Raw genomic sequence first — 20,540 nt, forward strand, 5'->3', positions numbered from 1 at the left:
CAAATTTCAAAAATGGGTATTCCCATTATCGGGAGGGTGTTTTTTTGCGTTTTTTTGAGCAAAAATCCCATTTTCGTATAAAAAGTCCGGTAAAAATGACACATCGAATTTCGTCGTTGGCTTGTTTCTCCGCTGCTCATGTATCTAAATGCGCAGGGGACCTTCTGCTAAGACCGCCCACGTCAATAGCCAACTGCAGAAGTCACCACATCCTTTGGAAGCCCGCTCCTTGGAAAAGAAAACCACTTTTCCTGCGTGCGATGCGATTTCAGTGAAGCTTTTCTTGTGCTCGAAACGGCGCCGCCTCGAACTTTCGACGCACAGGACGTGCTAGTGTCGGCGTTGCAACAGGACGTTGCGAACTTAGCCGACCGGTCCTTTTTATCCTCCTTTTTGAACAGACTCTTTAATGGTTGATATATTGTCTGATTATATGCCAGGCATCATCTTTTCCTTCGCCAGTTTCAGCTGAAAAAGGAATAACAACATCCCCCGAGTCAATATTTAACGCCCGGGTTGTCTGGTTTAAATGCTTTACGCGTTTGCCTTTCGGGATTTTATCCAATTTCGTGGCGATCACGATAACGGGCAGCTCGTAATGCTTCAAATAATCATACATCAATACATCGTCTTCCGTCGGCTCATGCCGAATGTCGGTAATCAGCACACAAGCTTTCAGGACGTCTCGTGTAGCAAAGTATTCCTCCATCATGACGCCCCATTTTTCTCGTTCCTTTTTGGATACTTTGGCATAACCGTAGCCGGGAACATCGACAAAGTAAAACAGGTCATTGATTTTATAGAAATTCAATGTTTGCGTTTTGCCTGGTTTTGATGATGTTCGGGCTAAATTTTTTCGTTGGATAAGCTTATTGATAAATGACGATTTCCCGACATTCGAACGACCGGCCAACGCAATTTCAGGAAGGTGGTTCTTCGGGTATTGTTGTTGGCTGACGGCACTTATCACAATTTCAGCTTCCGTTACTTTCATGTTTCTCCCCCGTTAGTGCGTGTGTTAACACCTGATCCAAATGGTTTACGTTTATAAATGTTAAATCGTCACGCACACTTTTTGGTATATCTTCAATATCTTTTTCATTTTCTTCTGGAATAATAATCGTTGTCAGGCCGGCCCGATGAGCACTTAACGATTTTTCCTTCAATCCGCCGATGGGCAGTACGCGCCCTCTTAGCGTTATTTCCCCTGTCATACCGACTTCTTTTTTGACGGCTCTGCCTGTCAATGCCGAAACAAGGGCTGTCGCCATCGTTATCCCAGCTGACGGGCCATCTTTGGGGGTGGCGCCTTCAGGGACGTGAATATGAATGTCATTTTTATCATGGAAATCCGGATCAATAGCGAGTTCCTCTGCCCGGGAACGAATATAACTGAAGGCAGCCTGTGCCGACTCCTGCATTACATCGCCCAACTTTCCGGTAAGGGTCAATTTTCCTTTCCCGGGGTAATACGATACTTCAATCGATAACGTATCACCGCCGGCAGCTGTATAGGCCAAGCCGGTAGCCGCTCCTACTTGGTTTTCCTGTTCCATTTGCCCGTAACGGAAAAGCGGTTTACCCAAAAATTCCTCTAAGCTTTTCTCAGTGATAATCACCCGCTTTTTCTCACCGGAAAGTATAATTTTTGCAGCTTTGCGGCACAGTTTGGCCAGCTGACGCTCTAGGTTGCGCACACCTGCTTCACGTGTATACGTCCGGATTAACTTCAGCAAGGCGTCTTCACGGATTTGCAGGTTGCTCTTCTGCAGTCCGTTTTCTTGCAGCTGCTTCGGCAGTAAATGTTCTTTAGCGATGTGCAGTTTTTCCACTTCCGTATACCCGGCAATCGTGATCAGTTCCATACGATCCAATAATGGGCCAGGGATGTTATTGACATAGTTCGCCGTCGCAATGAACATAACATTGGATAAGTTATACGTTTCCTCAATAAAATGATCACTGAACTGACTGTTTTGTTCGGGGTCCAATACCTCCAGCATCGCTGACGACGGATCGCCCCGGAAATCACTGGCCATTTTGTCAACTTCATCGAGCAAAAACACCGGATTGATTGTTTTTGCCTTTTTCATACCCTGGATGATTCTGCCGGGCATCGCGCCGATATACGTGCGTCTGTGACCACGAATTTCGGCTTCATCACGGACACCACCAAGCGAAATGCGGACAAAATTCCGATTGATGGAACGGGCAACTGATTGAGCCAGGGATGTTTTTCCGACCCCGGGCGGCCCGACAAGACAAAGAATTGGACCTTTGACGGATTGGGTTAATTTTTGGACAGCCAAATATTCCAACACTCTTTCCTTCACTTTCTCAAGTCCGTAATGATCTTCATCAAGGATGGCTTCTGCCCGGTCGATCTCTATGGTATCCTCTGTCTGCTCTGTCCACGGCAGTGCCAGCAGCCATTCAATATAATTGCGGATGACCGAACTTTCCGCAGAGCTTTGTGGAACTTTCTCAAACCGGTCCAATTCTTTCATGGCAACGTCAGTAATCCGCTCCGGCATATTGGAAGCTTCAACTTTTTCCCTCAGCTGTTCGGCTTCCCCGGATTTCCCGTCTTTTTCACCCAACTCTTTTTGGATGGCCTTTAATTGTTCACGTAAATAGTATTCTTTCTGGGTTTTCTCCATTGAATTCTTGACACGTTGTCCGATTTTCCGTTCCAGGTCCAGCACTTTCTTTTCATTCGTAATCAGTTGCACCAAATGCTGTAAGCGTTCTTTCACATTAACCATTTCCAACAGATCTTGTTTGTCTTTTAATTTTAAAGAAAGGTGTGATATGACGCTATCGGCTAGCCTGCCAGCGTCATCAATGTCGGAAACGGTCGCTAATGTTTCCTTCGTTATTTTTTGAGAAACGTTTATGTATTGTTCAAATTGTTTAAGCAGCGAACGCATCAAGGCTTCTTCTTCATTTTCTTCGCCGTGTTCATCTTCCAGTTGTTCAATGTCAACCGTAAATTCCTCATTGCCATCGATAAATCGGCTAATTTCGCCGCGGTGAAGGCCTTCCACTAATACCCGAATGGTCCCGTTGGGGAGTTTCAGCATTTGTTTGACATAAGCGACTGTGCCAATCCGATAAATATCTTTGGACTCCGGTTTATCCACACTTACCTGTTTCTGGGCAGCAAGGAAAATGGTTTGGTCACCCATCATGGCTTTTTCCAGAGCAGCAACAGAATTGTCACGGCCAACATCCAGGTGCAATACCATGGACGGAAAGACAAGTAACCCGCGCAGTGGCAGGAGAGGCAGTTGTATGGGTTCTTTAGTCATCGTATATGTACCTCCATCATAACTGGTTTCCGATGTATTTCATTTAATCGGTCAAGTGTATAGAAAATATGGTTATTTGTAAACCAATACAGCTGACCATTAGTATGGCCTGGTAGCCAAATACTACTCACAGTTAAGACAAAACATAGAAAGAGACTGACAGCAGCCATCAGCTCTCCCGCTTGTTGAAATGCCTGGCAAGCGGAGCCAAAGAAATGTCAGTCTCTGACCATTAAAATGCATGTTCAAAAGGAAGGATAAAAAGGACCAGCAGGCTAAGTTCGCGACGACAATCGCTAACGCCTGCACTAGCACGTCCTGTGCGCCGAAAGTTTAAGGATTACCGGACTTTTGAACAACCTCTTAAATTATATTTTCATTTGTTCTAAATTAGGCTCTTCACCATAATCTATGGTTGACAAATCAAATTTAATTTGATTATAGCGATCGCTACGGAAAAACACTACGCTTTCCGTGGGCCCCGAGTTCAGCCTCCTCGAAAAAAGAAGTTCGCTTTTTTCTGCTCAGGTCTACACTGCGCTTTCCCACAGGAGTCTACGTGTTTTTCCTCCGCTATCCAGTTGGTAATACCATATTTATTCATATATTTCAACCTTAGATTTTGGTGTTGACCCCTACCTTAAGCACTTTCTTTCGGCAATTTTTCATTTTCATCCTGGACAGTGCCATCGTTGAATACAAATTTAGGTCTTCCATTCTCTTTTTGAACCGTGTCTTTTGTGATAATGCATTTTTCGATATCCTCACGGGACGGAAGTTCAAACATGACATCCAGCATGATGCTTTCTATAATGGAACGCAGGCCGCGTGCACCGGTTTTCCGTTCGATTGCCCGGTTGGCGATTGCTCTGAGGGCTTCTTCTTCAAATTCAAGCTCGACATCATCGACTTCAAACAGTTTTACATACTGCTTAACAAGGGCATTCTTCGGTTTGGTCAGAATCTCAACAAGCGCATCCTCATCCAGTGGCGTCAGACTGCCGATGACCGGAATCCGGCCGATGAATTCAGGAATCAGACCATACCGCAGCAGATCTTCCGGCAATACTTTCTTCAGCAGTTCACTTTCATCTAAATCCTGCTCTTCATTATCAGAGCCGAAACCAATCACTTTCTTGCCTAAACGGCGTTTAACGATTTGGTCTATTCCGTCAAAAGCGCCACCGACAATAAACAAGACGTTGGTCGTATCAATCTGGATAAACTCCTGATGCGGATGCTTGCGTCCACCCTGTGGCGGTACACTGGCAACCGTTCCTTCCAAAATCTTCAGGAGTGCCTGCTGGACACCTTCCCCTGACACATCACGGGTGATGGAAGGATTTTCTGATTTACGGGCGACCTTGTCGATCTCATCGATGTAAATGATGCCCTTCTCCGCTTTTTCCACATCATAGTCAGCCGCCTGGATCAGTTTCAGCAAAATATTTTCCACGTCTTCCCCAACATAACCCGCTTCTGTCAGCGATGTGGCGTCCGCCATCGCAAATGGAACGTTCAGAATACGTGCGAGTGTTTGGGCTAGCAGTGTTTTACCGGAACCGGTTGGACCGAGCATGGCAATGTTACTTTTGGCCAATTCCACGTCATCGGCATTATTTTGCGGTGTGTTAATACGCTTGTAATGATTATAGACAGCAACAGACAAGTTCTTTTTGGCCTCATCCTGACCGATAACATAATCAGCCAGCGTCTCGTTAATTTCTCTTGGTTTTGGCAGTTCTTCAAACTCGGTCGCTTCCTCTGTACCAAGTTCCTCTTCCACAATTTCCGTGCAAAGTTCGATACATTCATCACATATATAAACGCCTGGACCGGCCACTAATTTACGAACCTGATCCTGACTCTTTCCGCAAAACGAACACTTTAATTGTCCCTTTTCTTCATTAAATTTAAACATTGCATTTTCACTCCTAAAGTTTAAATCTGCTTCTTTTTGTCGTGCCTACATTTTAACTTATCGTCATCATATCAAATCAACATACGAAAACAAAATAATAACGCTTTTCCAGCTCCATTTTATAATGGGGAAGCCACCAAAAACAACTTCAGTAATCTGACAAGGAGGCTGAAACAGGAAACAAAACCCCCTGCCGTTTCATCTTTAATTATCGTATGTTAGTTGGACGGGATAGATAACAAAAATTAATAAAAGTTTAAAACAAGGTGCGACATGTCGCACCTTGTTTTAACATGATATTAAGCTCAATTTCCAGAATCAAACCGTTTTACGATGCTCGACCAGGAACTCGATAGCTTTTGTTCCTTTAAGTTCTTCTTTAAGGGCATCGGTATTGCCGCCAAGCATTTGTTTTAATTGTTCTGCATCTGTACCGTACATGGATGCCATATTGCTGATTTCCTTCTCAACATCCTCATCGGTGACCTCTAGATTTTCAGCATTGTAAATAGCTTCCAGTGTCAAATTCGTTTTGACCCGTTTTTGGGCATCCTCACGCATTTGATCTTTCAAGGCCTCTTTATCTTGGCCGGAGAACTGATAGTACATATCGAGTGTCATGCCCTGCATTTGCAGACGCTGTTCGAACTCCTGCAGCATGCGGTCCAATTCCGATTCGACCATGGCATCCGGGATGTCCACTTCGGCATTGTCGGAAGCTTTTTCAATCAATGTTTCCCGTTTTTGATTTTCAGCATCCTGTTCCCGCTGGCTATGCAATTCCTCTTTTTTCTTTTCTTTCAGTTCGTCAAGCGTTTCAACTTCTTCATCAACGTCTTTGGCAAACTCATCGTCCAGTTCTGGCAGTTCTTTTGTTTTAACGTCATGGATTTTGACACTGAATACGGCTTCTTTTCCTGCTAGATGTTCGGCATGATAATCTTCAGGGAACGTCACATTGATGTCGGTTTCTTCCCCTAAGGCTTTTCCGACCATTTCTTCCTCAAAACCCGGGATGAATTGGCCTGAACCAATTTCTAGTGAGAAATCTTCACCTTTTCCGCCTTCAAATGGTTCACCGTCAATGAAGCCTTCAAAATCCATCACAACCGTGTCACCTTCTTCAATGTTGCCCGCTTCTTTAACAATCAGTTCGGCATGATGTTCGCGCTGATGTTCAATCTCATGGTCCACGTCTTCATCTGTCACGTCGACTGACTGTTCTTCCACTTCTAATCCTTTATAGTCACCTAATGTCACTTCCGGCTTGACATTGACTGTAGCTTTGAAAATGAGATCTTTTCCTTTTTCAATCTCTTCAATGTCAACTTCCGGCTGCTCGATCGGTTCAATGCCTGTTTCTTCAACAGCCTTTGTATAGGCATCAGGAAGGACAATATCAACAGCATCCTGATACAGAGATTCCACACCAAAACGCTTTTCAAAAATGTTACGCGGAACTTTTCCTTTACGGAAGCCCGGAATTTGAACATCCTTCACGACCTTTTTGAAAGCCTGGTCCAATGCTTTATCAAACTCATCGGCACTGACCTCTATCGTCAGGATACCCTGATTCCCTTCTTGTTTTTCCCATTTTGCTGACATAACATACCCTCCAAAATCTATTATTCCTTAACATGATAACGGTTCTTGACAGTACATTTCGAATGTTTATGAGCAAATTTGCAACCATCTCATTATAACATAAATCTATGGCCTTTCAACCATTATAGACATCCGTTGCAGCAGCTATCCTTCTCTAATGGTTGCGTATAATGCATCGCACATTTTAATTTCGTCCATATATTGAATGATCTGTTCATTTCTATCTGTTTGCTTTGTCTTATGTATATCCAAATAGTTTTCCCCAATTACCGTTAACGCAGCGGCGATAGAATTAACATCATTTTCATGTGGCATAAGAGGATACCGGACATAGAGGTAATGCCATAATAACTGTTCCATTAATTGAAAAAGCGTTGGATTTTCCTGTTCTTGCTCATTAATGCTTAATAATGTCTGCTGCATCACTGGGTGAGTAGTTAACGGTGATACCTGATCCGGGGCTACAGAAAGTTCTGCGCCTAATTTATGTACTAACACCTTCTCTGAAAAACCGTTTTCTTGGAGCCACATAAAAATGGCTGTTTTGGTGACAGGATGTACACGGTCATCAGTCAAAAGGGATGCCATTCGGTCTGTCGGATTGGCAGTCAGTTTACGTATCTGTTCAACCAATGTGTATTGACGAACATGGTTTTCGGTTTCTACAGCTTGGAATAAATCATCGATGTATCCAGGCGTCTTCTCGGTCCTGATTTCATCACGCATCCGTTTACTCATATCATACAACTGCCGGAATTGGTCTGTCATATCTTTCGGTACCGTTTTGGCGGCAAACTCCTGTTCAACCTGTTCCATCAACAATTCGTATTGACTTGTCTGGAATAATATTGTTAAGTAGATATGAACATATTGATCGTAATGATTATCGTTATGTATTAACAACGCCTCACAAAAGTCCTGTGCTTCCTTATAACGGTTCAGTTCCATCAGACACATTAACCTGCCAATGTTGATTTCATGATTATGTACCCCAAAGCCGAGTAGTTGATCGAGCTTTTCCAATGCTTCTTCATATTTTTTGTTTTTGAGTGCCAAAAGGCTCTCTTCTTCTAAAGCCTGACGCCACTTTGGAAAAAGAATCACATTTTCCGGGCTGTTGTCCATATATCCACCCCTTTCATACCGCAGAAAATTTCTTAATAAATAACCATACCCCGAACATTCTACTTTAAAACCTGACATATGGTTGCAGGCTTTTGAAAGAATAAGTTCCCCTATTTGATTTTCAATTTACATCCTATCATATACAATGATCTAATCGCCATCAATCTACCTGCTGATACATAAAAAATAAAATTTTACGCTTTCTTACCCTGTTGACAAATTGTTTTAAAGTGCCTATAATAAGTTTTGTTCGTCAGTGACGAGTATGACCCGGTTCATGAATAACAAAATAGAAATCATTATTTACCATGCGGCTGTAGTTTAGTGGTAAAACCTCAGCCTTCCAAGCTGATGTCGTGGGTTCGATTCCCATCACCCGCTCCATACATAATACCATGTCCCAGTAGCTCAGCTGGATAGAGCAACAGCCTTCTAAGCTGTAGGCCGCAGGTTCGAGTCCTGCCTGGGACGTTGACTTGAAATGCCCGGCATCTTACTGATAAGATGCCGGGCATTTTTACTTATTACATCCTTTAACTATAAACCCGTTCAAGCAGTGGGTTTTAAGATAATGACGTTTTTAGCGATAAATCTTCAAGCCGATAACCGTCAATCGTATAGAAGTGCACAGAAACATTGTCTAATGTATCCCATGCCATAATGGCATACGTCTTGTCTTTTCGCCCCCGGGGCAGCAGAACACTCCCCGGATTGATCAGTAATTGATTGCCGGTTTTTTCGGCACCCGCAATATGTGTATGGCCGAAGCAGACGACTTGCGCCCCCTGCTCTTCTGCCCGATAGGCAATCACAAGCGGGTTAGATTTAACCTGGTGCAGGTGACCATGTGCAATAAAAAACGTTACGTCATCAACTGTACTGACCTGTTCTTCAGGATATCTGACATCCATGTCACAGTTGCCGCCAACCTTAATGAACCCTGCCAATTCCGGATCATCCATTTCCAGCTCTGAATCACCGCAATGTATCTTATAATCCGCATGATGCCGGGTCTGAATGGTTTTAAGTTCATTCGTTGAGCCGTGGCTGTCACTAACTATTAATACGCTTGGCACTGTATCACCTCAATTACTGACGGCATATTGTCTGACCCAGTCTTCCAATTGATCAATGGCATGTCGCCGATGACTAATCCGATTCTTTTCCTCATGCGAAAGCTCTGCCATTGTTTTTGTATAACGGTCGGGAATAAAAATCGGATCATAGCCAAACCCATTTGAACCTGCCTGTTCAGCAGCAATTTTCCCTTCACAGTATCCTTTTTTAAAGACAGTGGGTTCTCCAGGGATAGCTACAGCTAGGACACAGACAAAGCGTGCGGTCCGTTCTGGCGCCCCAACGCCCTGTAATTCGCGCAACACTTTGTGAATATTCTTCATATCATCTTTCGGTTCACCGGCATACCTTGCCGAAAAAATGCCCGGCCGACCGCTCAACGCGTCAATGACCAATCCGGAATCGTCAGCTAAAACAGGTTTTCCCAGCAGTTCTGCTATTTGTTCGGCTTTCAATGCAGCATTTTCCGCAAATGTTGTGCCCGTTTCCTCAATATCATCCATTTCCCGAGGCAATTCGGGCAATGAAACAGCATTGATCCGGTACCTAGCAAAAAATGTCTTGAACTCCTTTGCCTTTCCTGGGTTTTTTGTGGCAATAATCATCTCGTTCACGGTGAATCTTCCTTTGTCTGTTTTGTCTCGCCAATCCGAGCAGCAAGGTTCCCTAAATGCGATTTCTGGATACTGTTCAATTCCCGCATGCCCTGTCCAGCAAGTCCAAGCATTGTTTGCAGCTGATTACCTGTAAATGTCGCTTCTTCACCGGTTCCTTGTATTTCAATGAACTCGCCTGCCCCTGTCATGACGATATTCATGTCTACAGCAGCTTCAGAGTCTTCTTTATAGTCCAGGTCGAGCAGTGCTGTACCATCCGATGATATCCCGACGGAAATGGCTGCCATAAAGTCTGTCACCGGCATTTTTTTTAGCGTCCCTTTCTGCAGCAGTTTATCAAACGCCAATACGACAGCAACAAAAGCTCCTGTAATCGACGCTGTTCTGGTCCCACCATCCGCCTGCAGAACATCACAGTCCACCCATACAGTACGCTCGCCAATTTGATTCAGATCGACAACCGATCTTAAAGCACGTCCGACTAAACGCTGAATTTCCATTGTCCGCCCGCTCACTTTCCCTTTGGACGATTCACGGATATTGCGCTGCTCTGTCGCTCGTGGCAGCATCGCATATTCTGCCGTAATCCAGCCTTTTCCTTTCCCGCGCATAAAAGGGGGCACGCGATCCTCAATACTTGCATTGCAGATTACTTTGGTATCTCCAAATTCAATCAGGACCGACCCTTCCGGATGTTTAATATAACCCGGTGTCATCGTAATCGATCGTAATTCGTTGTTTTCTCGCTGGTCATGTCTCAATGGAATCTATGCCTCCTTCACTATGCATCACCCATTATCCTAACATATTTTTTACCAGGAAACATAAATTATGAATTCAAGTCGAGAAGAAAAAAGACTGCTGAGCACAGTCTTTACAAATCATTAAATGATCTTTCCCGCTATAGTTTTTCTGTTGACACGAAAGATTTGACCGTCACAGGTTCTGTATAGGGTTCCCCGTTCTCATTAAACAGCGTTTCAACATCTTCCACTTTTACTTCAACCGCTTCTACATCCTCATCTTGTGTTAATGTGCGTACAAGGGTTTCCATCACATCGTTGGAAATGATGGCTTCATCACTATCCTCGAGCACTTCCTGATTGAAAACCACTTCCAGCACGCCTTTATTTAATCGTGGGCCATTCGCTAACTCTGCAGAGCTATTAAATACATGCTGCAGGTTCGTATCGAATCCCGGTCCTTCCATCAGTGTCTGAACAGTCGATTCGTATAAGCTATCTTCCACATTGACATGCTGGGTAACCGGCACAAAATAGTCATTGTCACCTTGAACAGACGGATAATATAATGTAACCGGTTCACTGTTGAGCAAATCGACTGTATTGGAATGGACAAGATTTATCCCGTTAACCCTTGAATACCCTTCACCAATTGGCGTTCCATCAACCGGCATCGATTCCTGCGGGGTTCCGTCAATACGCAGCTTCATTTCATCGACACTATCAAACTGGGTAACCGTATACGTCATAGCTTGCAATATGTTTAACTCGTCCTCAGCCTGATAATTTTCGAATTCCTCAGAAACATCAACGACCATTGTTCCACTGTTATCCAAATCCAATCCGAGTATTTCCGTCCCGGCCGGCAAAATAGCCTGAAATCCGTTGGGCAACAGAGAGGTAACCGGTCCATCCTTCACCAGGTATTCCAATGACTGTTTGGCCACTTCATTGGATGCCGGCTGCGGTAGTTGCAATGTCTGCGATGCTACCATTCCATTGGCATCCAGCAAATACAGCTGCCTGTCGATCGTCTCAGATGTTTCCCCCTTATCACCCTCCATGACTTCTTCCTGACTTTCCTCATCTTCTGTGGCACTAGCTTCTTCACCGGACTCACTTTCCAAATCATCGACTGCTTCAGCGTCCTGTGGCGGATCCATTTCGTTTTTATCCAATGATTGCTCCCCCTGGAAACATCCCGTTAATATAATCGCGAGACACACCGTCAGGCTGAATAGCAATAATCTGTGCTTCTGCATAGTTTCCCCCTCCTACGATGGTTTGTACTATTATATATACGAGCTGTTTTAAAATTTAGACCAATGTGGAGACAAAAAATTAAAACCCTTTTTGAGCATAAAAGTTCAAAAAGGGTTTTAAATAATTGCCCGCTTAATCGAAACAGACTGAAACTGATCGGCGGATGCTTTAAAAATACCTTCCGTGATTTTAACGAAAATGCCAATGTCGCCTGTTGTATAGAACTGATGAGTTGGCGTTGCCACCCCAGTCTGTAATTGATTATGAAATTCCAGAATTGTACTTGTTTCACGTGCCGTTTCCTCACTTGAGGAGATAACCGTCACCTGATCACCGATCGTCTTTTGAATGGTATCTATGATTAACGGGTAATGGGTACAGCCAAGTATTAACGTGTCAATATGATTCTGTTCCTTCAACGGCTTCAGCGACTGTGCCACAATATGATCAGCCCTTTCACCGGATAAAACACCCTGCTCAACCATCGGGACAAACAATGGACAAGCCAATGAATTAACACGAACGTCGGCTTTAATATGTTTTAATGCCGTCGCATAGGCCTCGCTCCGAATGGTTCCCTCTGTTCCAATCACACCAACATGGCCGTTCGTTGTATATTTGATGGCTGCACGTGCTCCCGGTTTGATGACACCAATGACCGGAATCGGCAATTGTTCCTGCAGCTCAGTCAACGTAAATGCTGTTGCCGTATTACATGCTATCACAAGCATTTTGATATCTTTAGGAAGCAAAAAATTCACCATTTCCCAAGTGAATCGTTTCACCTCCGCTTCTGACCTTGGCCCGTATGGACACCTTAACGTATCACCCAGATAAATTAAGCTTTCGCCCGGAAGCTGGCGCATTAACTCATGGGCAACTGTCAGTCCGCCTACACCGGAATCGATAACGCCTATAGCCTGATTCAAAAAATCGCCTCTTCGTGCTGTTATTGATAATCAACCTGCTCCATTTCTTCATAAAGAAAAGTTAACAGTTCATTTAATGTTTTCGTCTGATCTCCTGAAAAATTCTTCAGGACATCACCTAAGTACTCCTGACGCTTTTCCACCACGTCTTCAATAATGGTTTTGCCTTTTGGCAATACATGGATCCTAACGACCCGGCGGTCACTTGTATCCCTTACTCTCTCAACGAGCTCGTTCTTTTCTAGACGATCGACCAGATCTGTCGTTGTGCTGAACGCTAAACCGTTTTTACTGGAAAGCTCACCAATCGTCAAATCATCGTCAACAAGAAACTGCAGGGCTACAAATTGCGGTGAGGTGATTGGATAATGATGAAGTATCTTCCTTCCATTTTGTTTGATGATGCCTGAAATGTAGCGGAGTCTTTTTTCAAGATCGGCAATTGTTTCTGCTGATATGTCTTTATTCAACCCGGGTAACCCCCCCAAAGAACTCGAATGTATACCAATCGTTTTGGAAAAACTAGGCTTGGCCTCGTATATAGCGCATCTTATACGTTATTCCATGACGTTTTATGACTGTATGTCAGTGTAACATAACATGACAAAAATCGCAGTTTTTCGGTGAAATTAGTACGTGAATGAAATCTTGATGGTTATTGTCCAATAATCTACTACCATTTTATTAAACGTCATTTAAAAATGTGCGCACCGTTTACGCATTATTTCATACGCTGTTAGTGACTAAATAATTCACCCTTCAACTGCAGCTCTTTGACAGCAAGGAGGGGTTATCATTTGAAGGACAACACGTACAAACCGAAGCAACTATTGACCAATCGTGAAAAAGAAGTATTCGAACTTCTCGTACAAGACAAAACAACAAAAGAAATTGCCCAGGAATTGTTCATATCAGAAAAAACTGTCCGGAACCATATTTCGAACTCAATGCAGAAATTGGGTGTTAAGGGGCGTTCCCAAGCTGTTGTAGAACTCCTCCGGATGGGGGAGCTAAAGCTTTAGGGAAAACCGACTTTCTTTTTAAGGAAGTCGGTTTTTATCATTTAACCGCCATTAATCGTTCTTTTATCGAATCAGATAATGGGACGGGCTTTCCGGTTTCCGGGTGTATGTATACCATTCTCCCGCGTCCTGTCAAACAGAGTTCCCCCTTTTCATTCAGTGCCATATAATGGACATCCAGAGAGGTATTGCCGATATGGTTCAGTTTGACATATAACTTAATGTTGTCATCGAAATAAATCTGTTGCTGATAATCACATTGCAGGTCTGCCACAATCGGCATGGCCGCGTCACTATCCTGGTTACCAAACATACCTGCCGCTTTTAAAAATTCGATCCGAGCTTCTTCAAAATAAATAAATGCCGACACATTATTAACATGACCGAACATATCCGTTTCGGAAAAACGAATTTTAACCGGAATAGAAAATGAAAACTCAGACCGCCATTGCGCTATGTTATCAATATATGAAACTTTTTTCAACGGTATTGCCTCCCTGTTATGAAAATGACCCCTGCCAAACAAGCAAGGGTCAAACAGATTGATAGAATTTATAGCCTAGTGCGCCTCATCACTGCCAAAGAAGTTCTTGAATGCCTGAATGTTTGTCGCACGGTTCATCGCAGCAATGGATGTGGTCAGTGGAATACCTTTCGGACATACTTGTACACAGTTTTGGGCATTGCTGCATCCCGAAACACCGCCATCTTCCATCAACCCTTCAAGGCGTTCACTTGCGTTCATTTCACCTGTTGGATGCGCGTTGAACAAGCGTACCTGGGAAAGTGCCGCAGGGCCAATAAAATCTGACTTATCATTGACATTCGGGCAAGCTTCAAGGCAAACCCCGCACGTCATACATTTGGAAAGTTCATAAGCCCATTGACGCTTTTTCTCAGGCATCCGCGGGCCAGGACCAAGATCGTGCGTTCCATCAATCGGGATCCAAGCCTTCACCTGTTTCAATGCATCAAACATTTGCTCACGATCGACGAATAGGTCACGGATAACCGGAAATGTCGACATCGGCTCAAGACGGATCGGCTGCTCCATCTCATCCACAAGAGCCGCACATGACTGTCGGGCCGTTCCATTAATAACCATGGAACACGCCCCGCAAACTTCTTCCAGACAGTTCATATCCCATTGAACCGGTGTCGTTTTCTCCCCATTAGCGTTCACCGGGTTTCTGCGAATTTCCATCAGTCCGGAGATAACATTCATATTTTTTTTATAAGGGACTTCAAAAGTCTCGTTATAAGGAGAAGAATCCGGGCTGTCCTGACGGGTAATGATAAACGTAACAGTATTTTGCTCAGCCATCCTCACTTACTCCCTTCACTTATTTTTGGAATAATCACGCTTACGCGGCTCGATATGCGAAACATCGATTTCCTCATACGTGATCGCAGGTTCATTATTCTCCTCGTCATATTGGGCAATTGTTGTTTTCAGGAAGTTCTCGTCATCACGCTCAGGAAAGTCCGGTTTATAGTGTGCCCCGCGTGTTTCATCGCGTTTCAGAGCACCGATTGTAATGACGCGTGCCAGCTGCAACATGCTTTCCAGCTGCCGTGTGAACATGACGCCCTGATTGTTCCAGCGGGACGTATCATTTATGTTGATATTTTCCCAGCGTTCCATCAATTCCTGGATTTTCTTATCTGTCTCTTTCAACTTGTCGTTATAGCGGACAACAGTGACATTATCGGTCATCAGCTCGCCCAATTCTTTATGAATCTGGTAAGCATTTTCCGTACCGTTCATCTGCATCAGGTTTTCAAATTTTTCCTGTTCTTCTTTTTCTCTATCCTCAAACAACTTGGACGGTAAGTCGTCGACGTGTTTATCCAAACCATCAATATATTTGATGGCGTTCGGACCAGCAACTGAACCACCATAAATAGCCGAAAGTAATGAATTGGCACCTAAGCGATTTGCCCCGTGCTGGGAGAAATCACACTCACCGGCAGCAAAGATACCCGGAATGCTCGTCATCTGATCATAATCAACCCACAGGCCGCCCATTGAATAGTGAACAGCAGGGAAAATTTTCATTGGCACTTTGCGCGGGTCTTCCCCGACGAATTTTTCGTAGATTTCCATGATGCCACCCAATTTGACATCAAGTTCTTTCGGATCTTTATGGGACAGATCAAGGTAAACCATATTTTCCCCGTTAATGCCCAGTTTTTGGTGAACACACACATCAAAAATTTCCCGTGTAGCAATATCACGTGGCACCAGATTTCCGTACGCCGGGTATTTCTCTTCAAGAAAATACCATGGTTCACCATCTTTATAAGTCCAGATACGGCCGCCTTCACCACGTGCTGACTCACTCATCAGACGGAGCTTATCATCACCGGGAATGGCCGTCGGATGGATCTGGATAAATTCACCGTTTGCATATTTGGCGCCCTGGCGATAGAGAATGCTTGCTGCCGACCCCGTGTTGATCATCGAATTAGTCGATTTGCCAAAAATAATCCCAGGTCCACCTGATGCCATGATGACAGCATCTCCCGGGAATGACTTAATTTCATGATTCCGGATGTTCTGACCGACGATACCCCGTCCGACATTCTCATCATCAATAATGGCACCGACAAATTCCCAGCTTTCATATTTATTGACCAGACCTTCCACTTCATAGCGGCGCACTTGTTCGTCCAGCGCATAAAGTAATTGCTGCCCTGTTGTTGCGCCTGCATATGCCGTGCGATGATGCTGTGTTCCACCAAACCGGCGGAAATCAAGCAGCCCTTCAGGTGTGCGGTTGAACATAACACCCATGCGGTCCAGCATATTGATAATGCTTGGTGCCGCATCACACATCGCTTTCACCGGTGGCTGGTTGGCAAGGAAATCGCCGCCGTAAACTGTATCGTCAAAGTGAATCCATGGTGAGTCACCTTCACCTTTGGTATTAACCGCACCATTAATGCCACCTTGAGCACACACAGAGTGAGACCGTTTTACAGGCACAATTGAAAACAAGTCAACATTTACACCTGCTTCCGCTGCTTTGATTGTTGCCATCAGGCCGGCTAAACCGCCCCCAACAACAATAACTTTTCGATTACTCATATGGATTCCTCACTCCTTGTTCTAAATAAAAGGTTGCTCACGCTTAAACGCCGTAAGCAAATTGAATTAGTGTTCTGACCCCGATATAACTCAGCGCCAAGAAGACGATCAGTGTCACATATGTAAGAACCTTCTGTGAGCGCGGTGATTGTGTAACGCCCCATGTCACCAGGAAACTCCAGAGCCCATTGGCAAAATGGAATGTTGTCGACACAACGCCGATAATATAAAACCAGAACATAATGGGACTTGTCAGAATCCCTTCCATCAGACTGTAATCCAACTCTTCATTACCAAGACCGATTTGGACACGCGTCTCCCATAAATGCCAGGCAATGAACACGAACGTTATGATACCGGTTATCCGCTGCAAAAAATACATCCAGTTGCGGAAATAACCGTATCGGGTCGTATTGTTTTTACCGACAAAGACAATATAAACCCCTAAGATGGCATGAAATAAAATCGGCAGATATATCACTACAATTTCCAAGACAATCCGGAACGGCAAATCATGCATAAAAGCAGCCGCCTGATTAAAACTTTCTTCACCATATACGGCAAAATGGTTGACCACCAAGTGCTGGATCAGGAAAATCCCGATTGGAATGACCCCTAAAAGCGAGTGGAGCCGACGGTAAAAAAACTCTCGATGCTCTGCCATTCTGTTTAACCCCCCTCAGTTTAAATGATTTGATTGACAGAATGCACATTATTTGGCAACAACCCTCTGCCTATTTATTAACCAAAAATGTACAATTTATGACACATTTATTGTAATGCTATCTATGTAAGGCGTCAAGAAAAGGGAATACCCCAGCAGTTAAAATATTAAAATATGCCTGACACTGCTTGCACTTTAACACATTTGCATGGATAATAATATTGTCGATTATTTTGGACAATCAATTACGGTGCAATTGTTATGGGAAAGGATGACATCAATGTCTAAAGATCATGACGCCATGCCGATTACAATCCTGGACAACCTGCATTCATCAGGAGCCGGATATGATATGATCCGCTACATTGGTTTACCTGATATATTCGGGACGGAATCGGATACCATGCTTTATTTTATGGGCAAAAATCTGGCCAGAAGATTTGAGATAGAGTCAATTTCCGATATTGTCTATGTGTATGAAAAGCTGGGATGGGGCCATCTAGAACTCGTCAAAGAAAAAAAGAAAGAACTTATTTTTCAATTAATGGCTGATTCGGTCGTTTGCCGGTTAACGGCTCCTCTGGATACGGAATTCCGTCTGGAAGCAGGGTTTCTGGCCGAATCAATCGAACGTGTCAAAGAGCGATCATGTGAATGCCGTGAAGAAATACATAAAAAAATTCACCAGATTGAATTCACCGTCATTTATACCGATTAGAAATCGGGCTAGTATTGCTTCCAGGAATATGAGAGTGAAACGGTTTTATTTTATTTTATAAAAAACGGAAGGGAGCGGAACAAATTACGTTGTTTCGCTCCCTTCTTCATTGTTTAAATGGGTGAGAATTCGCTGAGCGACGTCCTGTGGAACACCTAATTTCGTGATATCTTCCAAGGGCGCTTTTTTTATATCATTGACGGACTTGAAATGCGTCAACAACAGGCGTCTGCGTTTCTCCCCCACCCCGGGAATCTTATCCAGTGCTGACTGTACCAGGTTTTTTCCACGCAATTGCCTGTGGAAGGAAACAGCAAACCGATGGACCTCATCCTGGATGCGCTGCACAAGATAAAACGCCTGTGATTGTCTTGATAACTGGATGATCGCGGGTGGATCGCCATATAACAATTCACTTGTTTTATGTTTGTCGTCTTTTGCCAGACCAGCCAACGGAATATCCAACCCCAGTTCATTTTCCAAAACATCCAGCGCAGCACTCATTTGACCTTTTCCACCATCAACGATAATCAAATCAGGAAGCGGCCGTTCTTCTTTTAGGACTCTTGTATAGCGGCGGCGGATAACTTCGCGCATTGTTTCATAATCATCCGGCCCATCCACATTCCTGATTTTATACTTGCGGTATTCTTTTTTGTCAGGCCGTCCATCGGTAAACACAACCATCGCCGAAACAGGGTCTGCCCCCTGTATATTGGAATTATCAAACGCCTCTATCCAGTGCGGCGTCTCAATATGAAGGGCCTCACCAAGCTTTTCCACGGCCTGTACTGTTCGTTCTTCATCCCGTTCAATCAGTGAAAATTTCTCTTCCAAGGCAATTTGGGCATTTTTCATGGCCAAATCAACAAGTTCTTTTTTCCGTCCACGAAAGGGTGTATGAACATTTATCTCCAATAATTCGCTTAATAAATCTGTATCCGTACCAATCGGCACAAGCAGCTGTTTCGGTTTCAAATGGTACTGGTGCAAATAGAATCTTCCAATAAAACTAAGGAAGGTATCAGCAGGCTCATCGAAAAATGGAAATATGGACACATCCCGCTCGATTAATTTTCCCTGTCTGACAAAGAATACTTGAATGCACATCCAGCCTTTATCGTAGCTGTAGCCAAATATGTCACGATCCACTTGATCATTTAATGTCATTTTTTGCCGTTCCATAACTGATTCAATATGCTGAATCAAGTCACGCAGCTCTTTCGCCCGTTCAAAGTTCAATTCGTCACTGGCCTCATGCATGTTGGCAACTAAATCATCTTTAATGGCCTTATGACCGCCGTGTAAAAAAGATGTGATGTTCTGGATAATGTTTTTATACGTTTCTTTTGCTACTGGATTTTCACGGCAGGCAAGACACTGACCCATGTGATAATACAGGCATGGACGCCCCGGTGGATTATTGCATTTCCGCAATGGGTACAATCTATCAAGCAGTTTTTTCGTTTCTCTAGCGGCCAGCACGTTCGGATACGGTCCAAAATATTTTCCCTTATCTTTCCTGATATTTCGTGTAATCAGTAATCTTGGGTGCCGTTCGGACGTGATTTTCAAATACGGATATGACTTATCATCCTTTAAACGAACATTGTACCTGGGATTATATTTTTTAACTAAATTCATTTCCAGAATCAATGCTTCCATTTCGGATGACGTTACAATATATTCAAAATCCTGAATTTCCTGGACCAGCCGCTGTGTCTTTTTATCATTGGCGCCTCTAAAATAGGATCGGACGCGATTACGGAGTACTTTTGATTTCCCAACGTAGATAACTGTATCGTTTTTGTCTTTCATTAAATAGCATCCCGGCTGTGACGGCAAAACAGTCAATTTTTCATGTAGTTGTTGATTCATCTGCCAACCCATCCCCAAAAATCGTGATACCAAACTATAGAGAATCCCTTGTTACATGGTGTAACAAGGGATTCTATCACACTTCCGCTATAATTGTACACCTTACGAGGCGTGTTTGTTAATTAAATCAACCAGAGCTTCTTTAGGCTGGAAACCAACAACCTGATCAACAACTTCGCCATCTTTGAACAACAGAAGTGTTGGTATACTCATGACACCGTACTTACCAGCTGTTTCCTGATTTTCATCAACGTCCAATTTAACAATTTGGACGGTATCTTCCATTTCGCCATCAATTTCTTCCAGTACCGGGGCGATCATTTTGCATGGTCCGCACCATGGCGCCCAGAAGTCAGCCAGCACTAGACCTTCAGCTGTTTCCTGACTGAAGTTTTGATCAGTCACATGTTCAATTGCCATATTTTATTTCCCTCCTCATTCACTGAACTATGAGTTAAGTATATCATCGTTAGCTCTTCCTCGCGAATCGTTTGCTTATTCACCGCCAGACGTGTTCCAGGCGGTTTGATAGATCTCGGATAAGTACCCGGACGGATCTTTGGCTAGAATGTTTCG

19 protein-coding genes and 2 tRNA genes are annotated in these 20,540 nt (G+C 43.8%); 4 read left to right on the forward strand and 17 right to left on the reverse strand.

All coding sequences use genetic code 11. The annotated features are described in order from the left end of the window. Positions 1-406: 406 nt before the first annotated feature. The 5 genes from yihA to ACFQ4A_RS10880 all read right to left on the reverse strand — a co-directional run bounded on the left by yihA (position 407) and on the right by ACFQ4A_RS10880 (position 7,962). Positions 407-994, reverse strand: a complete 588-nt coding sequence (yihA, locus tag ACFQ4A_RS10860; protein WP_382400466.1) for a ribosome biogenesis GTP-binding protein YihA/YsxC — start codon at positions 992-994, stop codon at positions 407-409. Continuing rightward, a complete protein-coding gene (gene lon, locus ACFQ4A_RS10865) occupies positions 975-3,311 on the reverse strand; it encodes an endopeptidase La (RefSeq protein ID WP_382400468.1) in 2,337 nt (778 codons plus the stop codon). The genes yihA and lon overlap by 20 nt, the downstream gene beginning before the upstream one ends. 640 nt (positions 3,312-3,951) lie before the next feature. Continuing rightward, a complete protein-coding gene (clpX, locus tag ACFQ4A_RS10870) occupies positions 3,952-5,232 on the reverse strand; it encodes an ATP-dependent protease ATP-binding subunit ClpX (RefSeq protein ID WP_382400470.1) in 1,281 nt (426 codons plus the stop codon). A gap of 318 nt (positions 5,233-5,550) precedes the next feature. Beyond that, entirely contained in the window at positions 5,551-6,837 is a 1,287-nt protein-coding gene (tig, locus tag ACFQ4A_RS10875; protein WP_382400472.1) for a trigger factor, read from the reverse strand. A gap of 144 nt (positions 6,838-6,981) precedes the next feature. After that, a complete protein-coding gene (locus ACFQ4A_RS10880) occupies positions 6,982-7,962 on the reverse strand; it encodes a tetratricopeptide repeat protein (RefSeq protein WP_382400474.1) in 981 nt (326 codons plus the stop codon). 310 nt (positions 7,963-8,272) lie between these two features. Here ACFQ4A_RS10880 and ACFQ4A_RS10885 point away from each other — a divergent pair. Beyond that, positions 8,273-8,346 (forward strand) — tRNA-Gly (locus ACFQ4A_RS10885). A 13-nt stretch (positions 8,347-8,359) separates the two neighbouring features. After that, a tRNA-Arg gene (locus tag ACFQ4A_RS10890) sits at positions 8,360-8,433 on the forward strand. Between the two features lie 92 nt (positions 8,434-8,525). Here ACFQ4A_RS10890 and ACFQ4A_RS10895 read toward each other — a convergent pair. From ACFQ4A_RS10895 to ACFQ4A_RS10920, 6 genes are all read right to left on the reverse strand, one after another. Next, positions 8,526-9,038, reverse strand: coding sequence for a YfcE family phosphodiesterase (locus tag ACFQ4A_RS10895; protein ID WP_382400476.1), 513 nt, complete (start codon positions 9,036-9,038; stop codon positions 8,526-8,528). Between the two features lie 9 nt (positions 9,039-9,047). Then, the gene (locus ACFQ4A_RS10900; RefSeq protein ID WP_382400478.1) at positions 9,048-9,653 is read right to left on the reverse strand and encodes an XTP/dITP diphosphatase; all 606 of its coding nucleotides are present in this window, start codon (positions 9,651-9,653) and stop codon (positions 9,048-9,050) included. After that, positions 9,650-10,417, reverse strand: coding sequence for a ribonuclease PH (gene rph / locus ACFQ4A_RS10905; protein ID WP_382400480.1), 768 nt, complete (start codon positions 10,415-10,417; stop codon positions 9,650-9,652). The genes ACFQ4A_RS10900 and rph overlap by 4 nt, the downstream gene beginning before the upstream one ends. Before the next feature lie 140 nt (positions 10,418-10,557). Next, positions 10,558-11,661 (reverse strand): GerMN domain-containing protein, encoded by a 1,104-nt coding sequence (locus ACFQ4A_RS10910; protein ID WP_382400482.1) that lies wholly within the window; start codon positions 11,659-11,661, stop codon positions 10,558-10,560. A gap of 117 nt (positions 11,662-11,778) precedes the next feature. After that, on the reverse strand, positions 11,779-12,591 hold the full coding sequence (racE, locus tag ACFQ4A_RS10915; RefSeq protein WP_382400484.1) for a glutamate racemase: 813 nt from the start codon (positions 12,589-12,591) through the stop codon (positions 11,779-11,781). A gap of 20 nt (positions 12,592-12,611) precedes the next feature. Beyond that, the gene (locus ACFQ4A_RS10920; protein WP_382400486.1) at positions 12,612-13,061 is read right to left on the reverse strand and encodes a MarR family winged helix-turn-helix transcriptional regulator; all 450 of its coding nucleotides are present in this window, start codon (positions 13,059-13,061) and stop codon (positions 12,612-12,614) included. Between the two features lie 327 nt (positions 13,062-13,388). On the opposite strand from ACFQ4A_RS10920, the gene ACFQ4A_RS10925 reads away from it, so the two are divergent. Beyond that, entirely contained in the window at positions 13,389-13,613 is a 225-nt protein-coding gene (locus ACFQ4A_RS10925) for a helix-turn-helix domain-containing protein (protein WP_382400488.1), read from the forward strand. Between the two features lie 37 nt (positions 13,614-13,650). Here ACFQ4A_RS10925 and ACFQ4A_RS10930 read toward each other — a convergent pair whose 3' ends face one another. The 4 genes from ACFQ4A_RS10930 to ACFQ4A_RS10945 all read right to left on the reverse strand — a co-directional run bounded on the left by ACFQ4A_RS10930 (position 13,651) and on the right by ACFQ4A_RS10945 (position 17,368). After that, a complete protein-coding gene (locus ACFQ4A_RS10930; RefSeq protein WP_382400490.1) occupies positions 13,651-14,097 on the reverse strand; it encodes an acyl-CoA thioesterase in 447 nt (148 codons plus the stop codon). Between the two features lie 75 nt (positions 14,098-14,172). Continuing rightward, positions 14,173-14,937 carry a succinate dehydrogenase iron-sulfur subunit gene (gene sdhB, locus ACFQ4A_RS10935; protein ID WP_382400492.1) on the reverse strand — a complete coding sequence of 255 codons (765 nt, stop codon included), beginning with the start codon at positions 14,935-14,937 and terminating at the stop codon, positions 14,173-14,175. Positions 14,938-14,952: 15 nt separating this feature from the next. Further along, positions 14,953-16,704, reverse strand: a complete 1,752-nt coding sequence (gene sdhA / locus ACFQ4A_RS10940) for a succinate dehydrogenase flavoprotein subunit (protein ID WP_382400494.1) — start codon at positions 16,702-16,704, stop codon at positions 14,953-14,955. A gap of 43 nt (positions 16,705-16,747) precedes the next feature. Continuing rightward, positions 16,748-17,368, reverse strand: coding sequence for a succinate dehydrogenase cytochrome b558 subunit (locus ACFQ4A_RS10945; protein ID WP_382400496.1), 621 nt, complete (start codon positions 17,366-17,368; stop codon positions 16,748-16,750). A gap of 280 nt (positions 17,369-17,648) precedes the next feature. Here ACFQ4A_RS10945 and ACFQ4A_RS10950 point away from each other — a divergent pair, with 280 nt between their 5' ends. Then, positions 17,649-18,086, forward strand: coding sequence for a YslB family protein (locus ACFQ4A_RS10950; RefSeq protein ID WP_382400498.1), 438 nt, complete (start codon positions 17,649-17,651; stop codon positions 18,084-18,086). Between the two features lie 84 nt (positions 18,087-18,170). Here ACFQ4A_RS10950 and uvrC read toward each other — a convergent pair whose 3' ends face one another. Both uvrC and trxA read right to left on the reverse strand, forming a co-directional pair. Then, complete coding sequence (gene uvrC, locus ACFQ4A_RS10955; RefSeq protein ID WP_382400500.1) at positions 18,171-19,964, reverse strand: excinuclease ABC subunit UvrC; 1,794 nt, start codon at positions 19,962-19,964, stop codon at positions 18,171-18,173. A gap of 102 nt (positions 19,965-20,066) precedes the next feature. Continuing rightward, positions 20,067-20,384: a thioredoxin gene (trxA, locus tag ACFQ4A_RS10960; RefSeq protein ID WP_382400502.1), complete on the reverse strand. Its 318-nt coding sequence runs from the start codon at positions 20,382-20,384 to the stop codon at positions 20,067-20,069. Positions 20,385-20,540 lie beyond the last annotated feature (156 nt).

Origin of the sequence: Lentibacillus salinarum, assembly GCF_042679865.1 — a bacterium.
Lineage (GTDB): Bacteria > Bacillota > Bacilli > Bacillales > Amphibacillaceae > Lentibacillus > Lentibacillus salinarum.